The sequence below is a fragment of the Leptolyngbya sp. KIOST-1 genome, assembly GCF_000763385.1.
Lineage (GTDB): Bacteria > Cyanobacteriota > Cyanobacteriia > Phormidesmidales > Phormidesmidaceae > Nodosilinea.
In genome coordinates this window covers 1252283-1272514 of record NZ_JQFA01000002.1, presented here as the reverse complement: position 1 = coordinate 1272514, position 20232 = coordinate 1252283, and the positions used below count along the sequence as shown (strand labels likewise).

The 20232-nt window shown below is 62.5% G+C and carries 15 protein-coding genes; 9 read left to right on the top strand and 6 right to left on the bottom strand.

The features are described from left to right. Nucleotides 1-584: 584 nt before the first annotated feature. The 3 genes from NF78_RS05645 to NF78_RS05635 all read left to right on the top strand — a co-directional run bounded on the left by NF78_RS05645 (nucleotide 585) and on the right by NF78_RS05635 (nucleotide 4641). A complete protein-coding gene (locus NF78_RS05645; protein ID WP_035988786.1) occupies nucleotides 585-2273 on the top strand; it encodes a phosphatidic acid phosphatase in 1689 nt (562 codons plus the stop codon). Nucleotides 2274-2442: 169 nt separating this feature from the next. Further along, entirely contained in the window at nucleotides 2443-3585 is a 1143-nt protein-coding gene (locus tag NF78_RS05640; protein ID WP_052049849.1) for a HAMP domain-containing protein, read from the top strand. Between the two features lie 63 nt (nucleotides 3586-3648). Then, on the top strand, nucleotides 3649-4641 hold the full coding sequence (locus tag NF78_RS05635) for an alpha/beta hydrolase family protein (RefSeq protein WP_035985254.1): 993 nt from the start codon (nucleotides 3649-3651) through the stop codon (nucleotides 4639-4641). 62 nt (nucleotides 4642-4703) lie between these two features. Here the strand turns inward: NF78_RS05635 and NF78_RS05630 are convergent, their stop codons facing one another. The 4 genes from NF78_RS05630 to NF78_RS05610 form a co-directional block, all read right to left on the bottom strand. Next, entirely contained in the window at nucleotides 4704-5312 is a 609-nt protein-coding gene (locus tag NF78_RS05630; RefSeq protein ID WP_052049848.1) for a DUF4126 domain-containing protein, read from the bottom strand. Nucleotides 5313-5421: 109 nt separating this feature from the next. Continuing rightward, nucleotides 5422-6189, bottom strand: a complete 768-nt coding sequence (locus NF78_RS05625; protein ID WP_035985253.1) for an SDR family NAD(P)-dependent oxidoreductase — start codon at nucleotides 6187-6189, stop codon at nucleotides 5422-5424. Nucleotides 6190-6279: 90 nt separating this feature from the next. Beyond that, nucleotides 6280-7773, bottom strand: a complete 1494-nt coding sequence (locus tag NF78_RS05620) for a 1-acyl-sn-glycerol-3-phosphate acyltransferase (protein ID WP_156119665.1) — start codon at nucleotides 7771-7773, stop codon at nucleotides 6280-6282. Between the two features lie 834 nt (nucleotides 7774-8607). Continuing rightward, complete coding sequence (locus tag NF78_RS05610) at nucleotides 8608-9513, bottom strand: CPBP family intramembrane glutamic endopeptidase (protein WP_035988780.1); 906 nt, start codon at nucleotides 9511-9513, stop codon at nucleotides 8608-8610. A gap of 351 nt (nucleotides 9514-9864) precedes the next feature. Here NF78_RS05610 and NF78_RS05605 point away from each other — a divergent pair, with 351 nt between their 5' ends. The 4 genes from NF78_RS05605 (at nucleotide 9865) to NF78_RS05590 (ending at nucleotide 16224) form a co-directional block, all read left to right on the top strand. Next, nucleotides 9865-11130, top strand: a complete 1266-nt coding sequence (locus NF78_RS05605) for an adenylate/guanylate cyclase domain-containing protein (protein ID WP_035985251.1) — start codon at nucleotides 9865-9867, stop codon at nucleotides 11128-11130. A 124-nt stretch (nucleotides 11131-11254) separates the two neighbouring features. Next, the gene (gene glyS / locus NF78_RS05600) at nucleotides 11255-13390 is read left to right on the top strand and encodes a glycine--tRNA ligase subunit beta (RefSeq protein WP_035985250.1); all 2136 of its coding nucleotides are present in this window, start codon (nucleotides 11255-11257) and stop codon (nucleotides 13388-13390) included. A 7-nt stretch (nucleotides 13391-13397) separates the two neighbouring features. Further along, nucleotides 13398-14741: a UDP-N-acetylmuramoyl-L-alanine--D-glutamate ligase gene (murD, locus tag NF78_RS05595; RefSeq protein ID WP_035985249.1), complete on the top strand. Its 1344-nt coding sequence runs from the start codon at nucleotides 13398-13400 to the stop codon at nucleotides 14739-14741. A gap of 676 nt (nucleotides 14742-15417) precedes the next feature. Beyond that, a complete protein-coding gene (locus NF78_RS05590; RefSeq protein ID WP_156119664.1) occupies nucleotides 15418-16224 on the top strand; it encodes a hypothetical protein in 807 nt (268 codons plus the stop codon). A 70-nt stretch (nucleotides 16225-16294) separates the two neighbouring features. Here the strand turns inward: NF78_RS05590 and NF78_RS05585 are convergent, their stop codons facing one another. After that, a complete protein-coding gene (locus NF78_RS05585; protein ID WP_035985248.1) occupies nucleotides 16295-16795 on the bottom strand; it encodes a DUF427 domain-containing protein in 501 nt (166 codons plus the stop codon). Nucleotides 16796-16985: 190 nt separating this feature from the next. Beyond that, nucleotides 16986-18953 (bottom strand): caspase family protein, encoded by a 1968-nt coding sequence (locus NF78_RS05580; RefSeq protein WP_072015980.1) that lies wholly within the window; start codon nucleotides 18951-18953, stop codon nucleotides 16986-16988. 191 nt (nucleotides 18954-19144) lie between these two features. Here NF78_RS05580 and NF78_RS05575 point away from each other — a divergent pair, with 191 nt between their 5' ends. Together NF78_RS05575 and rpmF are read left to right on the top strand one after the other, a co-directional pair. Beyond that, a complete protein-coding gene (locus NF78_RS05575) occupies nucleotides 19145-19582 on the top strand; it encodes a hypothetical protein (protein ID WP_072016127.1) in 438 nt (145 codons plus the stop codon). 209 nt (nucleotides 19583-19791) lie between these two features. Beyond that, complete coding sequence (gene rpmF, locus NF78_RS05570; protein ID WP_035985246.1) at nucleotides 19792-19965, top strand: 50S ribosomal protein L32; 174 nt, start codon at nucleotides 19792-19794, stop codon at nucleotides 19963-19965. The last annotated feature ends 267 nt before the right edge of the window (nucleotides 19966-20232 follow it).

Below are 20232 nucleotides of genomic sequence, written 5' to 3'. Positions count from 1 at the left end.
CTCTAAACGCTCGATTTAACGCTTTATTTTTTATCTAAAACCCCACCCAACCAAAACGTTCCTGCCCATCGTTAACCACAAGCGTCATTGAGTCAAGCCGCCGAGGGGGATATTTCACTGGAATCGGCAACTTGGTTGCGATCGCGATCAACTGGCCAAAAACGCCTCGTCTTTAGTTGTCTGAATGACTTGTTGAATTGATGGGAAAAGGCCTGGTTTAAAGGGGGTGTAGCTCCCAGCGACAAAGAGTACCCGCAGGGGTACTGTGGTTTGGCCCTGCGCCCTGTTTACCTTAGGTCTATTGCAACGGCTGCAACCCAACCCCCTAATGCTCTAAGCGATAGCTGGCGGGTCTCCGTTGCCCCAGTGGTGCTTTGCCGGTTAAGGGACGATGGCCCACAGATTTTGCCATCGGTTTTCAGTTAGCCCCCTCCTGCCCTATGGACTCTAGGACGATGGTCAAGTTTTTGCAGCGGTTATTTGCCCCAGAAGGGCCGACGATCCTGGCTCTGCCTGGGGCCAAGGCCAACGCCCTCCAGTCTGAGGTTGGCGATTCAATAGCCCATTCACTAAGGAACATTCCCATGGTTGATTATCAGTGCAATTCTTTGCCCCAGCGCGACTACGAAGCTCGCCGCACCGAGGCAGCGGCCCTGCGCGACCAAAAGCGTGACGATGCCGCCAATGACTTTAGCGTCACCCCAGCCCCCATCAACGGCGACGAAGATCGCTTTAAGCACATTGGGTTTCCAGGCTTTGCCTCGTTCACCAAAAGCCTGGCCCACAACCCCAACGGTCTGGTTGACCCAGGTTCGTGGCAATCCCTGCTCGATGCGCTGCAAGTCGGTACCCAGGAAGCCCTTGAGCAGGTGCAGCTGGGGGGCGGCAAGCGCAAGCTGGTCAACCCGCTGAATGCGTTCTCCTTTCAGCAGATCGGCAATGACTCGAACGGGGCTCGCATGGCGGCGGCCCCTACCTTTGCCAGCCGCAGCACCGCCATCGACATGGTGGAGCGCTACTGGATGGCCCTCTGCCGCGATGTGCCCTTTGACCAGTACGCCAACAGCAGCCTGATTCAAGCCGCCTGCGACGATCTCAACGCCCTGGGCTTTGTCGATCAGTTTGGCTTTGTCTGCACGCCCCAAACGCTTTTTCGTGGTCCCTATGCGGGCTGCGCCGTTGGCCCCCACGTGTCGCAGTTTTTACTGCAGGACTTTAACTTTGGCAACCAGCCGATTCGTCAGCAGCAGCGCTACCCGCGCCCCGGCCTCGACTACATGACTGACATCGAGACCTGGAACCGGGTCAATAACGGCGATATTGACCCCAGCGGCACCGATTTGGTCGATGGCACCCGCTACATTACCACCCTGCGGGATGCGGGGCAGTGGGTACACATCGACCTGCCCCACCAGGCCGGGTTGTGGGCCACACTCATGCTGCTTGGCCAGAAGGCCGCCCTTTCCGAGGCGATTCCCTACGGTAGAGCCATTACCACCGCCGACGGCTTTGGTAGCCTGGGCGGGCCAGACATCAGCATTCAGGCCGGGCTGGCGGGGGTCTATGCCCTCAAGCACGCCTGGTTCCAGAAGTGGTGTGTGTACCGTCGCCTGCGGCCCGAGGTCTACGCCCAGCGCCTGGAACTGTTCCGGCGGGGCGTGCTGGGTGGCCATACTGAGAACCCCTGCGACAATGAGAAGTTTAACGACTTCTTTGGCGAGGGGGCCGATGTGTGGCGGCGTACCCAGGTGCTCGATCGCATCTATGAGCACAACCGCCAGCAAAATATTGCCCACAGCCGGGGCAAAGGCGAGGGCAACTGGCTGCTGCCCATGGGCTTCCCCGAAGGATCGCCCACCCACCCGGCCTACCCCGGCGGTCACTCGGCCTTTGTGGCGGCGGCGGCGACGGTGGCCAAGGCCTACTTTGCCGATGGCCCCTTCCCCAACCCCAAGGTACCGGTGGATGGCGGCTCCAAGCTGGCCGAGTACCACCGCAAGGGCGAGGAACTCACCATCCACGGTGAGCTGAACAAGCTGATCGCCAACGTGACGCTGTTCCGCGATGGGGCTGGGATGCACTGGCGTACCGATGGCACGACCTCGGGGCCCAATGCGGGCTGCGATCGCCCCGGCACGGGCATCGAAACCGGCGGCAACCTGCTGGGTGAACGGCTGGCCATCAGCATGCTGCGCGACACCCGCCGCACCTACCGCGAGGCCGTGGGCACCTTTGCGTTCCAGAGCATTACTGGCCACCCGGTGCGGTTCTAAAGCCGGACCCTGGTAGGGCCCTTTACCCGATGAGCGTTCAAGGGATTGAACGCCCATCGGGTTTCTTTGCGGCTGGGTGCGACCATTGGTAACCAGGCATTCACCTCTCTCTCAGTTTGCGTTAAGGCAGGACAGTTACCCTGGCAGCTGTAGGGTCATCATTGGTGCCATGAAAGCTTTGTCTCACCAGCTGAAAACGACGCTCCGTCTGTTTCAATCGCCCCTGTCGCAGCGCATCATTGCGGGTATGTTTGTCAGTCTGGTGGTGATTGAAGCGATTTTGCTAGTGCCCTCGGTGCAGCGCCGCCGGGCTGAACTGCTCGATCAGATCGAAGATGTTTCAATCGGCAAGGTGCGCTGGATTGTCACCACCTACCCCACCGCCGACGGTGAAGAACTGGCGGCGCACCTCCAGCAGTTGCAGCGTGACCCGATGCTCCAGGGCATTTTGGGCGGCACTGTGTACGATGCCGCAGGCAATCTGGTGGCAACCTTTGGGGAACCGCCCCAGTTGACCACGGCCAATGCGCGCCAGGACCGCCGCCAGCTTTTTACTACCGCCGCAGGCCGCCGCTACGACATCGCCTGGACGACGGCGGGCATCGGTGAAGGCATGCTGAGCGAGCTGAACGATAACCACTGGATCGTGCTGCGCCACAATGCCGACGCCACCCAGCGGGCGTTAATGTTCTACATGCTGAGAATTGCGGGGCTGGTGCTGCTGATTGCCGCCTTCATCACCCTGGTGATGCTGCTGTTGCTCAGTCGGCTGCTGATCACTCCAATTCTGACGCTGCGTCAGGATCTGAGCCTGGCAGGAGAAACCGTGGCCCGCGACGACAGTGCCCCAAAATTTGCCTCGCTGCGCTACCGGCGGCGGGATGAGCTGGGGGAGGTGATCGCCACATTTCATCAAATGTATGGGCAGATCTGTGCGGAAATTGGCGATCGCAAGCGGGCCGAATCCACCCTGCGCCACCATAACCGGTCAATGCAGCAGTACATTGAACAGGTGGACAAAGTCACCGCCGCCGCCACCGCCGTAGATGCAGGCACCTTTGTTCCCGACCAACTGGATGCCGTGGCCCAGCGCAACGATGAACTGGGTCAGCTGGCCCGCATGTTTCAGCACATGGCCGCCAGCGTTGAACGTCGCGAAACCCAGCTAAAGCAGCAGTTGAAAGAGCTGACCATCGAGATCGACCAGGGAAAGTTGCAAAAGCAGGTGGCCCAGATCACCGAAAGCGACTACTTCCAGGAACTCCAATCGGAGCTAAAGCATTTGCAGGTCGATGAATTCTGGCAGTCTTGAGCCCAGAAAAACCCGGTTTCTCGCCCCTGCATTCCCTACTGACCTTTGGAGAGGTTTCACCCCATGACTGTACGAGCAATGTTTCGCGCGGCCATTGTCGATGGCCCACCGCCCCCCTACAACACCCTGCATCTAAAGGTGTTTTACCCGGCCCAACCCTCCGGTAGCACTCAGGAAACCAACCTGGGCGTGGTGCCCGCTGCGGCAGAAAAAGCCCCTTTCCCGGTGGTGATTTTGTTCAACGGCATCAACTGTGGGCCAGAGCTCTACCGGTGGCTGGCAGTTGCCCTGGCGGAGCGGGGGCTGGTGGTGGTGACCTTTGCCTGGGTGGCCGAGAACCTGCCGGGCATGGTGGCCCTCACCCCAGGGGTAGACCTGGCCATGCTGATGCCCGATCGCTACGGCCAGGGCCCAACGGCATCGGCGTTGCCAGCGCTGCTCAAGGAGCTAGAGCAATTAAATACCGATGGCGTTCTGGCCGGTTTACTGAATCTAGACCGGGTCATTTTGGGTGGCCACTCCGCCGGGGGCCGAGTGGCGATCGAAAGCGCCAGCCCCACCTTCTTTGCCCCGGTGCGAGCCGCCTTTGCCTATGGAGCCCACACCGCTGCGGTAATGCAGCTGGGCTACCCAGCAGGCCAAATTTTGCCGCTGCCCGACCGGCTGCCGCTATTGCTGATGGCCGGCACCCAGGATGGCGTGATTGCCAACAGCAGCGATCGCTACGGCCTCACCTGGGAGCGGGCCACCACCCCGGTGGAGCGCACCTTCCACGAAGCCCTTAGCGGCGGCAGAGACGATAGCTATTTACTGCTACTAGAAGGGGCCAACCACTTTTCCTTCGTAGACCCTTTCGATTCCACCACGGGCCGAGCCTTTTTGGATTTTCCGGCAACTCAGCCCGATGCGGCCCTGCGGGAGTTGATGGCGGAGGCAATCGGGCTGTTTGTGGCGGCCCACGGGGGAGATTCTGATCCTCAGACCGGCGCCCGCCAGGCGCTGGTGCAGCGGCTGAAATCGCCCCAGCCGCTGATCGCTCGCTTTGAGTACAAGTAGTTGAACCCGTTCAGCGATCCCCCGGCTGGGCTGACAGGGCAGGGGACTATTCCACCGGTTGTTTACTCTGCCTCTGTGTCTGGAGTCGCCTTCTTGCTGCGGTAAAAGGCTTTGATGGCAAAGCGCACCAGCAGAATGAAGAATGCCAGCACCACCACAAACATCACAATCGGGGCTACCAGGGCAAAGATTGAAATGGCGATCGCCCCCACCAGTTCTACCCCGGCCAAAATCAGGTTGGTTGCGCCGCCCGTGGTTGCCGTAGAGACAAAGCGCGTCAGGCCGTTGAGCCCCTTCACCGTGGCGGCGGCCCCGCCCCCGGCCACAACGGCCACACTCCACTGGGCAAAGGGGTCGAGCTGGTTGGTGGCGATCGCCATCAGCAGCGTACCGGCCACCGCCGCCACGGGCAGGGCCACAGTATCGATCGCGTTGTCCAGCCAGGGCACGCTGTAAGCCGCAATCTCAACCACCAGGGCAATGGAAAGGCCAATAAACGCTGAGCTACTGCCCAGCCAGCTGAGGTTGTCGACCAGCTCAAGGTGGCCAAACAGGGCGGCGGCACTGAGCACCCAAAAGGGCACCACCACCCGAAAACCGGCGGCCACCCCCAGGCCCAGCCCCAGGCCAATGCTCTCCAGCAGCTGCCAATCCATCATGCTCGCCTCCATCCCGCTTCCCTCACCGATGCTGTGGGCCAGTCAATCCTTGGCCTAAGAATAGCCCCAGGGCCACCCGGCAACAACCCCAAACTCGCCAGTCTCAAATCCAAAATTGGCCCTACCAGGGCAGCCGGGTGCCATCCCAGCTAAAAAAATTGCCGCTGTCGGCGGGGCCGAGGCCGTCCATCACCGCCATCAGCTGCGCCACCGTGCGCTCTACCGGGAACAGCTTCTCTGGCGGCACCCCCCGCTGAAAGGGCTCTGACAGCCGAGTATCGGTGGTGCCGGGGTGCAGCAGGGCCAGAGTGGTGTTGGGGCTACGGCGAGCGTACTCCAGCGCCGCCGTTTTGATCAGCATATTCAGTGCCGCCTTCGAGGCCCGGTAGCCGTACCAGCCCCCCAGCCGGTTGTCGCCAATGCTGCCCACCCGGGCCGAAATAGCGGCAAAAACGCTGGGCTGATCGTGCTTTAGCAGGGGCAGCAGGTGCTTGGCCAGCAGCACGGCCCCCACCGCATTGGTTTGAAACGATCGCACCAGGTTTTCGCTGCTGATCTGCCGCAGGCTTTTCTCGGGCTGAAAGTCGCCGTCGTGGAGCACCCCAACGCAGTACACCGCCCGGTGCAGCTGCGGCGTCCGGGCCTGAATGGCGGCGATCGCCCCGGCCATAGTCTCCTCCGCCGTCACCTCCATCGGCAGGCAGCGCAGCTGGGGAAATCGCTCCGCCAGCGCCAGCAATTCCCGGGCCGCCTCGGGGCGGCGGTAGGTGCCGTACACTGTCCCAAAGCGATCGTCGCTCAGTAGGTGTTGCACAAAGCCCAGGCCAATGCCTCGACTGGCGCCCACCACCAGGGCAGTTTGGCGCGTCTCTGTGGAAAGGGTAGTCAAGGGGTTCCCCCGGTCAACGACAGCGAATGGTTGGCAATGGCGGCGGATCGTGGCCGAACCGATGGCGGGCAGCCCCAGCATGGGGTTGGATCACGGTGTAACCGTCTCCTCCCCCGCCTCAATCAGATCCTCCAGGGCCGTTTGAATGTCATGGGTGAGCCGAGCGACCGCCGCCTTAGCCGAGCGCCGCGATTGGGCGTAGTCCGACCAGCGATCATTGATGTTGATCGGCTCACCCAGGCGAATCACCGCCTGGCGCGTCCCCAGTTGGGGACGTTTGGGCACCCGTGTCCCCTTTACCCGCTCCACCAGATCAAACAGAATCAGGGTGGTTTCGGCAAAACGCTCAAAGCTGGGCTTATCTCTCACGTAGTGGCCCGACACCGCCACAAAGCTCTCCGCCAGGCGCATGTGCTGCATTTGCAACGTCGCCGCCGCCGCCACCCAGTCGGCCAGGCCGCGATCGAAGGGCGAGAGTTGATCTAGATCGGCAATGTCTTCGCGGTAGATATAGCTCCAGCCCGCCTCTTCCAGGCGACGGCAGCGGGTCACCAGGCTGCCGGTGCTGGGCAGGGCAAAAAACCGTTCCCCCACCGCCAGGGCTCCGTCCAGCAGATGGCTTAACCGCTGGCCCAGATCGGCTGAGGGATCTGGTGTGGCGGCTTCTGGAGAGGCCGGATCTGGAGCCGGGGGAGCGGGAGGCAGCCCATAGAACCGCTGGTAGAACTGCTCCAGGCGGCTCAGCAGGTGCTGGCCCAGCCCCAGCAGGCGGGGGTAGTAGGCCTCGGGGGCGATCGCCGCCGGGTCGCTAAACGACTGCACCGCCAGGCCGCAGTCGGCCTCCAGCTGAGCTAGCAGCCGGTTGAGGGCAGCCCAGTCGGGGCGAGGGTAGATGTAGCGTAGGCCCACCGGCAGCAGCAGCACCTGCTCGGGGCGGCCTGCTTTTTGCAAGTCTTCGACCGCCCAAAAGGCCAGCTGTGCCGTTCCCGGCTCCAGGTCGCTGATCACTTCGCCGTGGCCGTTGGTCGCCCCCTCCGGGGCAATGGTGACGGGCAGCGGGGCGGTCATGATCTGCTCGCGCACCGCCTTGAGCGCCTTGAGGTCGAGCCGACGGCCCCTGTGCACCGGAATACCCCCGATCGCGGCAAAAAACCAACCCAGCCACCGACCGGCCCACAGCGGCATGCCCCGGTCGTACATAAAGAAACTGTGCAGCGGGCGCTGGAGGCGAAAGCCCTGCTGGCGGGCGGCCCGGGGCACCAGTCGTGAAAACAGGTACGACAGGCAGATGGGGTCATCGACCTGGCTGTGGCGAAAGGCCAGCAACAGCCGAATTTTGCCCGCCTGAAACTGGTGAAACCCCTGCGCCAGAACCTCCGGGTTGGTGCAGGTCACCGGCCAAATGCCCGCCGGCAGCCAGGGCCGCAGCCGCAGCCGCAGGATTAGGGGCAGCGCCACATAGCAGGCCTGCACGATCCAGGGCTTGTAGCGGGGAGGAATGAAGCCCAGGGGCGGCTGGGCACGGTTGAGCTTAGGCAAGGGCAAACTCCAGGACGGTAGGCGGCGGTGGGCAGGGTTGTCCATAGCCCACTGTAGGACCTGTCATCCATTCTGGCCAAAGCTTTCTACCGCTGGCCACACCACGTCCGCGCCAAAAAGCAGGAGCGGAGACCGGGCATCGCTGAATGCAGGCCTGATATGTCCCCCCAGCCCCCCAATTCTGGGGGGAGTCGAACTTTCAAAGTCCCCCAGAATTGGGGGACTTAGGGGGCGATGATAAGGATGTCAAGTTTACAGATTCCTTACTCAATCTCAGCAGCGCCCGGCCTGGGATTGGTCCCGCCCAGATCGTCAAAGTCCTCCTCCCAAAGGAGAAGGACCGTGACATGGGACCACACAACCGGGTGATGCATGGCGGCGTTGCGCGACCATGAGCCACCTTTAAAATAAAAGTGTCTGACCCCTGAAAGCCCCCTGGGATCAGACACATTTACCTGTAAGGACGCGTTTTCAAACAGACCAGCTCTCAGGTTCAAATGCCCCCAAGTGAGCCGCCGAACTGACCTGCTGCGTTCTTCAGAATTAAATTTATTCTCTTCGGTTTAAAGCCTGATGGCGTCCAGAGAAATACGGAATCCGGCCAGAATTCTAGCCGGGGCTGGCAGCGTGAAGTTCGGTGGGATTACTCAAGCTATAGCCATCGCCAGAACTGTTAGGACACGATCCATGCTGCTGAAGCGATGGCTATCCGCCATTGCGCCGCCCCAGTTTTTGCCTTCGGAAGAGGCCAATGTCCTAAGCGCAATGGCCATCGCTGTAAGCGTGTTCCGGCTCAAGACTCATCCAGGGTTTAGTGGCAACAGGTCCAACCGGCCGAGTTGGCGCTCCCAAAGGGGACGTTTATTTAAATGGAATACTCTAGGGGCGACCGTCTGGCTCGATTCCCTGACTGATGCCCTGGTTGGCAAAGTAGGGCATCAGCGCCTGGCGATCGGGCCAGTGGTAGACCACGTAGCGCAGCACCCAGGGGGCCGACACCAGCAAGCACACCACTCCCAACCACCAACCCGCCCGAAACTCGGCCAGGGTGTCGATGGCGTTGGCGCTGGGCTGAGTGGCCAAAAACTCAACCCCTGAGGCGATCGCATTGTTGAGGGCGTGGGCCACCATGGGCACCAGCAGCGATCGCGTGCTCAGGTACAGCAGCGACATGACCACCCCAAACACAAATAGCCCGATCAGGTTGGAGTGCAGCACCCCAAACAAAATCGACGTCAGCAAAATGGCCGGTCGCACGCCCCACTTCAGCCCCCAGCGATGCAGCAGCACGCCGCGAAAGATAAACTCTTCGGTGATGGGGGCCACCACCAGCACCGAAAACAGCATCAGCCCGTTGTAGAGGCCGGGTGCCGTGGCTTGGTCAACGGACAGCAGCAGCGACTGGCGCAGGGTCGCCTCGACCAGCCCTGGAGCCACCACCGACAGCCCCAGGTAGGACACCTGAAACGCCCCCAGCGAAAACAAAAACAGGCCCAAAACCAGCCACAGCAACTGCATCCAGGCCAGATGGCGGGGAATTGGCCCCAGCAGAGCCGCCAGCCGCAGGGGCGATCGCCGCGAGGTCAGCAGAATTGCCCCACACAGGCCCACAAAAATCAGGCTGTAGAGAATGGGGGCCAGGATCGGGTCATCCCCCTGTAGGGGCAGCAGTTCCAGCGTGCCCAGGGTGCTAAACACCAGGGCCAGGCCCGCCGAAATCATGAAGAACATCACTACCACCTGCCTGGCCTTGAGGGCCAGAAACGGATTTTCACGCCCTGCCATAGATCCCAACTCTTGTCCCCACTCGCACTGCACATCCCCGGCAATAGCTCCATCCCAGATCAGCTCCCACGCTGGACCTGGCATGACCGCCAAAAACTATGCTACTGATTAATGCGATCGCGCAGTGTTCCCTACGGGGAATCGCCCTGGTTTGTCCCGATTCAATCATGAACGGCTGAGGGAACGCTATAACTGAGGCACGGTGCCCCCCGAGAGAACCGGTAATAACGGCTGCCATGCTGGTGCTGCCTGGGCCACGGGGGCGATCGTAGGGTGTCATCGACAGCGACTGGACTGTGTCTCCGGCCAGCGCGATCGCAAGGGAGACTGTTATCTCTGCTCCAGGGTTCCATGACCAATGCTTCGCCAGATTCAGGCCCATCCTCCGGCGCAGGTTCCGGCGCAAGTTCCGGCGCAAGTTCCGGCGCAATCTTAGTGGCTCCAGTGGCCGATAGCACCCTGGGGCCCCTGGCGGCCCTGCTGGATATGCTGCGGGCGACGGGCTACGAAGTGCGCCAGGCCAGTGGCGAAGACGACACCATTGCCGCCGTCGAGGCCGATCCGCCCGATCTGATTGTGCTGGCGGTTGACCAGTTCGATACCGCCGCCATGCGGCTGTGTCACCGGCTCAAAAAGCGGCCCCAAACCCGCCAGGTGGCCGTAGCCGTGGTCGGCCAGGACCAGGCTCTGGCCCGGCGGCTGCGGGCCTTTGAGTTTGGCGTGGTCGACTACATCGATCAGTCCCTGTGGGTAGAGGAGGTCGCTGCCCGCATCAAAGCTCAGGTAGCCACCCACCGGCTCCAGCGGCGACTGCGCCAGCAAGCCCAGCGGGCGGTCTCGGCGGGCAGCGCCACCAATTTGCTGACCGACCTGCAAAAGGCGCTGCGCCGCCAGGCCCAGCTGCTCAAGGCCCAGAACCAGCAGCTGCAGCAGGAAATGCAGGAGCGCGAGCAGGCCCAGCAGGCGCTCCGCCTGGAGCAGCAAAAGTCTGAACAGCTGTTGCTCAACATCTTGCCGCGGGCTGTGGTGGACAAGCTCAAGCAGCTAGAGGGGTCGCTGGCAGAGCGCTTTGACGATGTCACCATCCTGTTTGCCGACATCGTCAACTTCACTCCTCTGGCGGCCCAGATCAGCCCCCTGGAGCTGGTCAACTGGCTCAACCAAATTTTCTCGGCCTTTGATCGCCTGGCGGAACAGTACCAGCTCGAAAAAATTAAAACCATTGGCGACGCCTACATGGTGGTGGGCGGCCTGCCCCTTCCCCGCCTCGACCACGCCGAAATCGTGATGGAAATGGCCCTGGCCATGCAGGCGGCGGCCGCCCACATCACCCGCAACGACGGCCAGGAGTTTCAGCTCCGCATCGGCATCAACACCGGCCCGGTGGTGGCTGGGGTGATTGGCATTAAAAAGTTTAGCTACGACCTCTGGGGCGATGCCGTGAACATTGCCAGCCGCATGGAGTCCTGCGGAGTGCCGGGCAAGATTCAAATCACTGAGGCCACTTACGATCGCCTTAAACACCGCTACGCCTTCGAAGAGGTGGGCCAGGTGATGGTCAAGGGACATGGCTATTTGACCACCTACCAATACGTCGGCCCAGGGCAAAAAGCTTGATAGACTGGGAAGGCTGAAAATCGTGGCCAGCGGCGGGGATGAAACCCCTAAGCTGGTGAAGGTCGGTTTTCCGCAGCCATGTACAATACCGCCCCCAGGGGCATCCACGACACCACCTACCGCTATGGCGACATTTTTACTGGAAGTTGGCACCGAAGAACTGCCCGCCAGTTTTGTTAGCGATGCCCTCCACCAGTGGCAAACCCGCATTCCAACCGAATTGGCTGAGCTGGCGCTAACCCCAGAGTCGGTGCGGTTCTACGGCACGCCCCGACGGTTGGCCCTGCTGCTAGACGGGCTTCCCCCCCGCCAGCCCGATCGCACCGAAGAGGTCAAAGGCCCCCCGGCCCAGACTGCCTTTAAGGACGGCAAGCCCACCCAGGCGGCCCTCGGTTTCGCCAAATCCAGAGGGGTGGAGGTGACGGACCTGGAGGTGCGCGACACCGACAAAGGGGCCTTTGTCTTTGTCAATCAGGCCATTCCGGGGCGGGCGGCCACCGATATCCTGAGCGAGCTGATTCCCCAGTGGATTTTGAGTCTGGAGGGCAAGCGGTTCATGCGCTGGGGCGATGGTGACCTGCGCTTTCCACGCCCCATTCGCTGGCTGGTGACGCTGTTGGACGGCAACGTGTTGCCAATCAGGTTAGAAAATGGCTCGATGGTGTGCGTGAGCGATCGCCTGTCCCAGGGGCACCGGGTGCTGCACCCGGCCCCGGTAACCCTGCGCCGCGCCCAGGACTACGCCGAAACCCTGCGCCAGGCCAGTGTGGAGATTGACCCCGCCGCCCGCCGCCTCCTGATCGAGCGCCAGGTGGAAGAGGCCGCCAAATCTGTGGGGGCCGTGGCGATGGTGTCTCCGGCGCTGCTGGACGAGGTCACCAACCTGGTGGAGTGGCCAACGGCGGTGGTGGGCCAGTTCGACCCTGAGTTTTTGGAGCTGCCGCCCGAGGTAGCCATCATTGAGATGGAGAGCCACCAGCGCTACTTTCCCCTCAGGCAACCCACCGACGACCTGGCGCTGATGCCCTACTTCGTCACCATCTCCAACGGTGACCCGCGCAAAGACGCCCTCATTGCCGAGGGCAATGCCCGGGTGATTCGCGCTCGCCTGTCCGACGGCAAGTTTTTCTTCGACGCCGATCGCGCCCAGCCCCTCGATGCCTTCGTCGCCAAGCTCGAAACCGTCACCTTTGAAGAACAGCTGGGCTCGATGGCGGCCAAGGTAAAGCGGATCGGTGCGGTGGCCGACCACGTATGCGATCAGCTCAATCTGACTGCCCAGCCCCGGCAGCACATTCGCCGCGCCGCCTACCTGTGCAAGGCCGACCTGGTCACCCAAATGGTGGGCGAGTTCCCGGAACTACAGGGGGTGATGGGGCAAAAATACGCCCTCCACAGCGGCGAACCCGAGGCGGTGGCCACCGCCATTTTTGAGCACTACCTGCCGCGCGGGGCCCAGGACAGCCTGCCCCAGACCCTGGTGGGCCAGGTGGTGGGCATTGCCGATCGCCTCGATACGCTGGTGGGAATTTTTAGCACCGGCCAGCTGCCCACCGGGTCCTCCGACCCCTTTGCCCTCCGGCGGGCCGCCAACGCGGTGCTGAATATCATCTGGGCGGCGGAGCTACCCCTCAACCTGGCCCGGCTGCTCGCTACCATAGTCGGCGACTATGTTCAGGATTCGTCCCTGCAGGTCAAGGCTCCCGAGGCACTGTTGACTCAGCTACAGGAGTTCTTTTTGCAGCGGGTGCAAACGCTGCTCCAGGACGAGATCGGTATTGACTATGACCTGGTGAATGCAGTGCTGAGCGCGCGCGCCCTGGACGATCCCCTGGACGTCAAAGATCGGGCCCTGTTTTTGCAGGCCATGCGCCGCAGCGGTCGCATGGACCGGGTGTACGAAACCGTGAACCGGGCCACCCGCCTGGCCGCCCAGGGCAGCCTCGACACCCAGGTGCTCGACCCCAGCGGCGTGATCGATCCGGCGGTGCTGGAGGCCAAGTCTGAGCAGGCTTTTGTGGCGGCCCTCAATGCCCTGGTGCCCCAGACCCAGGCCGCCCAGGCCAGTCGCAACTACGACCAGCTAGTCGCTGGTCTGGAGCAGGTGGCCCCGGTGGTCAGCGGCTTCTTCGACGGCCCGGACAGCGTGCTGGTGATGGCCGACGAGCCGGCGGTGCGGCAAAATCGACTCAATCTGCTGGGTCTGCTGCGCAACCACGCCCTGGTACTGGGCGACTTTGGGGCGATCGTCAAAGGATAACGCCGCCATGAAAAATGCCCATGTGATTGGTCTGGGGAAGTCGGGGGTGGCGGCGGCGCGGCTGCTGCACCGGGAGGGCTGGCAGGTGGTGCTGAGCGATCGCGGCTCCAGCCGGGACCTGATTAGCCAGCAGGCACGCCTGAGCCAGGACGGCATCACGGTGCTGCTCGACTACAGCTTTGTGCCCGACAGCCGCACCAACCTGCTGGTGGTCAGCCCTGGGGTGCCCTGGGATAGCCCCGCCCTGGTGGCCGCCCGCGACAACGGCCTGGAGGTGATTGGCGAAACCGAGCTGGCCTGGCGCTTTCTCCAGGACCGGCCCTGGGTAGGCATCACCGGCACCAACGGCAAAACCACCACCACAGCCCTCACCGCCGCTATTTTTCAGGCCGCCGGACTAAACGCGATCGCCTGCGGCAACATCGGCTACGCTGCCTGCGAACTGGCCCTGGAGCCCACCGTACCGGACTGGATCATCGCCGAGCTGAGCAGCTACCAGATCGAAGCCTCTGCCACCCTCTCGCCCCAGATTGGCCTCTGGACCACGCTGACCCCCGACCACCTGCAGCGCCATGGCACGGTCACCAACTACGCCCAGATCAAAGCGACCCTGATGCACCGCTCGGAGCTGGCGGTGTTCAACGGCGACGACCCCTACCTGCGCCAGCACTTGCTGGAGGAATTTCCCAACGCCTACTGGACTAGCGTGGGCGGCAGGGGGGGCATTGCACCCCTCAGACCCTGTGCCTACATCGAAGACGGCTGGGTCAAGTTTGAGGCCATTCCAATCGTACGGGTTGACGCGCTGCGGATGGTGGGTGACCACAACCAGCAAAACCTGCTGCTAGCGGTTACCGCCGCCTGCCTGGCGGAGCTGGATGCCGAGGCGATCGCCGCTGGAGTGGCCAACTTCCCCGGTGTGCCTCACCGGCTGGAGCACATCTGCACCTGGCAGGGCATCGACTTCATCAACGACTCCAAGGCCACCAACTACGACGCTGCTGAGGTCGGCTTGCGATCGGTAAAGTCCCCCGCCGTGCTGATCGCAGGCGGCGAGGCCAAGCAGGGGGATGACACCGCCTGGCTGGCCTCTATTCAGGCCCGAGCCGCCACCGTGCTGCTGATTGGCGATGCCGCCCCCCAGTTTGCCCAGCGCCTGGAGGCGATCGGGTACAGCGACTATGAAATCGTTGAGACCATGGATCGGGCTGTGGAGCGAGGGGCGGCGGTGGCGACGTCCCTCAATGCCGCCGTTGTGCTGCTCTCGCCGGCCTGCGCCAGCTTCGATCAGTATCCCAACTTTGAGCAGCGGGGTGAGCACTTTCGCCAGCTCTGCCAGCGATTTCAGTAGGCTACCCCGGTTGTGAACCGTAGTCAGGCTCAGGGTTATCGTAGGCTGGGTGGAGCGGAGTGCAACCCAGCCGTAGTCAGCTTTCAACCCTACTGATGCCGGACTTTGCTCGCTGCCCATGGACAACCGGGACGGCTATTCTCCAGTGAAACTCTCGCTGCCGAAAGGGTGCATTGCGGCCCCAGGGCAGAGTTGACAGGCCTTCGCGCAGGGGGATAGGCCGCGAATGCACCCTACATGGATGGCGTTGAAGGTATAGCGATGGCTATCGCGCTTAGGACATTGGCCTCTTCCAATGGCAAAAACTGGGGTGGCGCAACGGCGTATAGCCATCGCTTCAAGCGCAGCGGTCGTGGCCTAATCCGAAATCCGAATTGGGCAACCCCGATTCATCATCAGGCACCCCATAGGGGCATAGCATGCCATGCCCCTCCGAATCGGGGGTATTCAGCTAGAAGTTGGTATGCCTGTTCTAGCGATGACTAAAAGCGGCTCGATGGTTAGCCCAATACCAGCATTTGTCCCATTAAATTAGGCTAAAACCCAACTATTCAGGTATAAATTGAGGCAGATGGTGCTTTACTCAAGCCCAGTCCTGGCCCAGACCAGGGGGCTGCCATCCTCAAGGTAAGCCTCTACCCTGCATTTAGCTACCTGGCCCAGCCTCTTCAATCCCATGGATAACTCCACTGATTCTGTAGCCCTGCCTTCCTTCGGCACTCCAGCGCCGCCCCCTCCGGAGCCGCGTCTCCCCCGCCGTCCGGTGTCGTTTACCATTGGCGGCGCAGAGAGCAGCTCCACCCCAGACAAAACTCCGCCCAGCCCCGCTGAACCCGCCAAACCAACCGGCACCCCAGCGCCACTGGCCCCCTTTCCGGTTCAGGGGCAGCTCTCCCACCTGCCGCTGCTGCCGCGCCGCAAGCGCCCCAGCTTTAGCCGTCACCGCCACGATGCCAACCCCGCCCTGGCGATCAAAGTGCTGCAAGATGTTCAAATGGCGGTGGAAGCCTGGCACCAGGATCTCAAGCAGACGGTGCAGCGCATCCAGGCGCTCTACATGGAAGGGCCGATTGTCGATGGCTGGCTGGAAACCATAGGAGACTCATCGGGTACCGCGATGGGCCTCGACTCGGCCCTGCTGCGCCACGGTGACCCCCAGGACCTCTCCGGCTATGTCGATCGCCTGTGCCAATCCCTGGACACGCCTGGCCAGCCCGCCGCCCCGGGCACCGATCTGGGCCGTCCGGGCTACCGCCTGTGCAGCCTGGACTCCGACGGTCGAGTACAGCACTTCCCCTGTCCGCCAGAGCAGTTGTCGACCATCAGCCTGGCGATCGCCCGCCACCAGAAGCTGCGCCAGCTGCTCGACCACAAGCGCTTTTTGGAGGCCAAGCTCAAGCGCACGGTGGAGGTGATGACCACCGGCCGCGACACCCTGGGCATTGCCCCCACCTGTAGCTCGGAGCCCGAAGTGGAGGCGTAGGACGGTAAAGAGGTCAAGGGCTAGGGAGGCGATTGAACCGTACACCCTGCACCGTGAACCTTACGCCGTTCTACCACCCCCAGGTGCCCGGATCGCCCTTGAAGGGGCCGACAATATCTGAGGTGATCCAGCCGCCGTAGAAGTCGCCGGGCTGAGACTGCACCCGTTCGTCATCGACGTAGCAGGCCTCCATGCGGCCTGGGTAAACGGCGATGTAGTTGGCGATGCCCTGAAAGGCCTCGGTGGGCTGGGGATAGGACCAGGCCGCCTGTTCGGCCCGGCGATTGCCCACCGCAATGGTGAAATACACCGCTGTGCCCTTCCACTCGCACAGGGTTGAGCGCGGCACCGGCTGAAAATACTGCATCTGCACATCCTCCGGCGGCAGATAGTAGGTGGGCGGATGGCTGGTTTCCAGCACTCGCTTGGCGCGCCGGGAATCGGCAATTACCACGCCGTTAAACAGGATCCGAATACGCCGGGACGAGTCTTCGAGGCGCGGCGGACGGGGGTAGTCCCAGACGGATTCCTGGCCGGGGCCGGGGGCGGTGCGGTTGGGGGGAGAGAACATGGGTGGGGAGTAGGGGGTGAAGGGTGGGGAGTAGGGGGTAGGGCCTAAGACAACAACTCTGGACCTAAACCTGGTTGGATTGGCAACCAATTACCTAAAGCTTAAACGCTCTTCCACCCACCCATCCACCCATCCACCCATCCACCCATCCACCCACCCACCCATCCACCCATCCACCCACCCATCCACCTCACTGCCCCTGCCACTGCTGAATCTCCTGCTGGGCCTGCGCGTAGGCACTGGTACCCTCTGGCACCAGGTCGGCGGCGGCGATCGCTCCGGGGATCTGGCCAGCGGCGGCCCGCGCCCGGGCGATCGCGAGAATATCGCGGCTCCACTGGTCGATGCGATCGCGGGCAATCACCGACTCGGGGTAGTTGGGAGGAATTTGCTGGACGATCTCGATCGCCGTTTGAAACGAGGTGGCCTGGTCGGGCTGAAGCAGGCTCTGGGCCTCCTGCAGCAGGCGGCGGTTGACCTGGCGCTGCTCCCACTGCTGAATGCGGGCCTGGGCCTGGCCCCAGGTTTCACCCTGGTCTTCGGGCACCAGGCGGGCGGCGCTGATGGCCCCACTCAAATCACCGGAGGCAGCTCGCCCCTCGGCCAGATCGACAATCACCCGGCTCCAGCGAGCAATGTCGGCCTGGGCCTGGTCGTAGGCGGGGTCGCCCGCAGGCACCTGCCGGGCCTGCTCAATGGCATCGTTAAACAGCGACGCCGACAGCGGCTCGATCAGCCGTCGAGCCTGATTGAGGGCGGCTTCTCCGGACAGGCTGGCGTTGGCGTAGCCGGTTTCGGCCTGGTTGACCAGGACCTGGTAGTCCACCGGGCGCTCATCCTCGGGGATCTGGTTAAACCAGACCAGCGCCTCGCCATACTGGCGCTGGGCCAGGGCGGTTCTGGCCCGGGCCAGGGCCTCTGCTCCGCTCACCGCCGTACCCGGAAACAGCGGTTCTCCACCCGCCTCTGCCGGTGGGGCGGTGTTTTCCCCAGTCGCCGGGGCATCGCCAGGTGCTGGGGCGGGGGCGACATCAGAGGTCGTTGCCTGCTGTCCTAAAAAGCTTTCGTGGTTGCGCCAGAGCACTCCCAGCAGCAGCACTGCGGCAGCAGCTGCCAACCCCAGCCGGCCCCAGGGCACCCTGTCGTTGGCGTTTACAGCTGGGGGGGGCGGCGGATAGCTCGGCAACTCGCCCGGCGGCAGTAGCCCTGGTTCCGGCGGCTCGACGATGGGCCACTGGCCCGAGGACTGATCCCCTGGCGCTTCCGGCGACGGATTGGGGGTGACAATGACCTCGGGCCCTCGCTCGGGAGGCCGCTCCGGTTCGGGGGCGGGCAGGAGCGGCTCCGCCTCGGGCAGTTCGGGCGCGATCGCAGGCTCGGGCGGCACGCCGACGGGCATTTGCCCCACCAGGCTGGGCGGAACCAGCATGGCGTACTGCTGGCCGGGGGGCAGCACCGCCACCGGATTTTGCACCGGACGCCAGTGGTGCTGGCACAGCTCCGGCACGCGATCGCGCAGGTAGTCGACCAGCTGCGCCAGGGTGAGGCAGCCGTGGAACCGCATGCCCTCAATCAGGGCTTCGGTAAACAGGCCGTGGCGCACCGCCAGGGTTTCCTGGGAGAACTGGTCGGGCTGGCAGGAGAGCACCAGGGGAATGCCCAGATCTTCGGCCAGGGACATCGTTTGAGCGCCCAACCCCTGACCGTCGGGGTCCACCGCCAGGGCACTCTGGGGCCGGTTCATATCCAGCATGACAATGGACTGGCGCTGCCCGCCCTGGGCCAGGCGCTGGAGCAGGGTTTCTACCAAAAAGCCAGTTTGCTCAATCTGGTTGGGGTCGGCATCGATGGGCAGCAGGTAGTCCTGCCCCTGCCACCGCACCCCGTAGCCGCTGAAGAAGAACCACACGGTATCTTCTGGACCAGCGCGATCGCAGCTCTGGGCCAGCCGCTGCAGCAGCACCTCGCGGGTGGGGGCAGCGGCCCCCTGGTAAACCATAGGTGAAATATCCGTCAGCAGCGAGCAGTACTCGGCAGGCAGCCCCACCTCGTTGACCAAAAAGTCCCGCAGTTCGAGGGCGTCGAACTGGGCATACATGAGCGGTTGAAGCGATTGATACTGATTGATGCCAACGATCACGGGCCAGTGGCTTGCCATGCCTTTTGGGTGCCTCCAGAGGGCTTGGGTAGGGATAAAATTCACCTGCCATAGTAGCGCTTGCTCGGCCAAACGGAAGACTGAGCCAGCGATCGCCGCCCACAACAAATCTTTATTGACGATTGAGCCCTCTATCGCTACAGTTAAGGCACTTTTTGGGCATCCTGCGGGGATGTGTGGAGCAGCAGGCCATGACCTTTTTTCTGTGGAAGACCGGACGCGATCGCCAGCCTAAGCTAGCCGCCCTCAGTACCCGCATTGCCCTGGCGACGCTGCTGGGCCTGGGAGGAGTAGCCCTGCCGACGCTAGTCACCCCTCCCGCCGCCGAGGCCTACACATCGCGGGTGAATATCTTTTTGGTGCGGGAGCAGGGCGAAAGCTTTGACACCCTGGTGCGGCGCTCCGAAATTGTGGCTCGGGCCGCCGTTCAGCGCAGCTTTGACGCCGACGTGCTGATGACCGATGTGATCGTCACCATCATTGGCGACAACCAGGGCGTTGCCGTCCCCATTCTGACGGTGCCCGTCAGCCGCAGCGAGTGGCAGCTGCGGCCCGACGTCACCCAGTGGGCCAACTATTTTGAAGCGGCGAGACGCCTGATCGACGACCAGGTAGTGGAGTCCTTCTAGGAGCTGTCATCAAGGGGCTGCTAAACGCTTGAGGATCTCATAGAGTTACAACCCCTTGCCTGTCTTTTGGGTCGGACGTGGCAAGGCTTGATGTACCGGGCTTTTGGCCAAAATTGATGACGCGCCCTAAACCTCTCTCAATTTAGATTGCGCCGGTCGCCGTATTGGCCTATAGTTGAAAGGTTGTGAAGTCTTAAGTAATTTCTGTCATGGCGGTTCCCAAGAAGAAAACCTCCAAGCAAAAGCGCGATCAGCGCCGCGCCACCTGGAAGCGCACCGCAGCGCTACAGGCTCAAAAAGCAATGTCCCTGGGCAAGTCCGTGCTAACTGGGCGGTCCACCAGCTTTGTCTACCCCAACGATGAAGAGGACGACGAGGAGTAACGTTGTCGCTGGTGCTCCTTATTCACAGTTGACTGTTCACGGATAAAGAGACTTCGTCAACGACTTCCTAGGGGCAAGTTGCCCTTAGTCTCTTGTTTTGAGAGACTGCGCTCCCTGAGCCAAAGCTAAGGGAGCGTATTTGTTTGTAGTACTACATTTTGTAAGCAGAGTAGAGCCTTTTTCCGGTGGCTTGAGTTAGCTTGGCGGCAGTTAGAGCCGTTGCCCGCCCAGTAAAGCCGTTTCGAGGTCAGGCTGGGGCAATGGCCC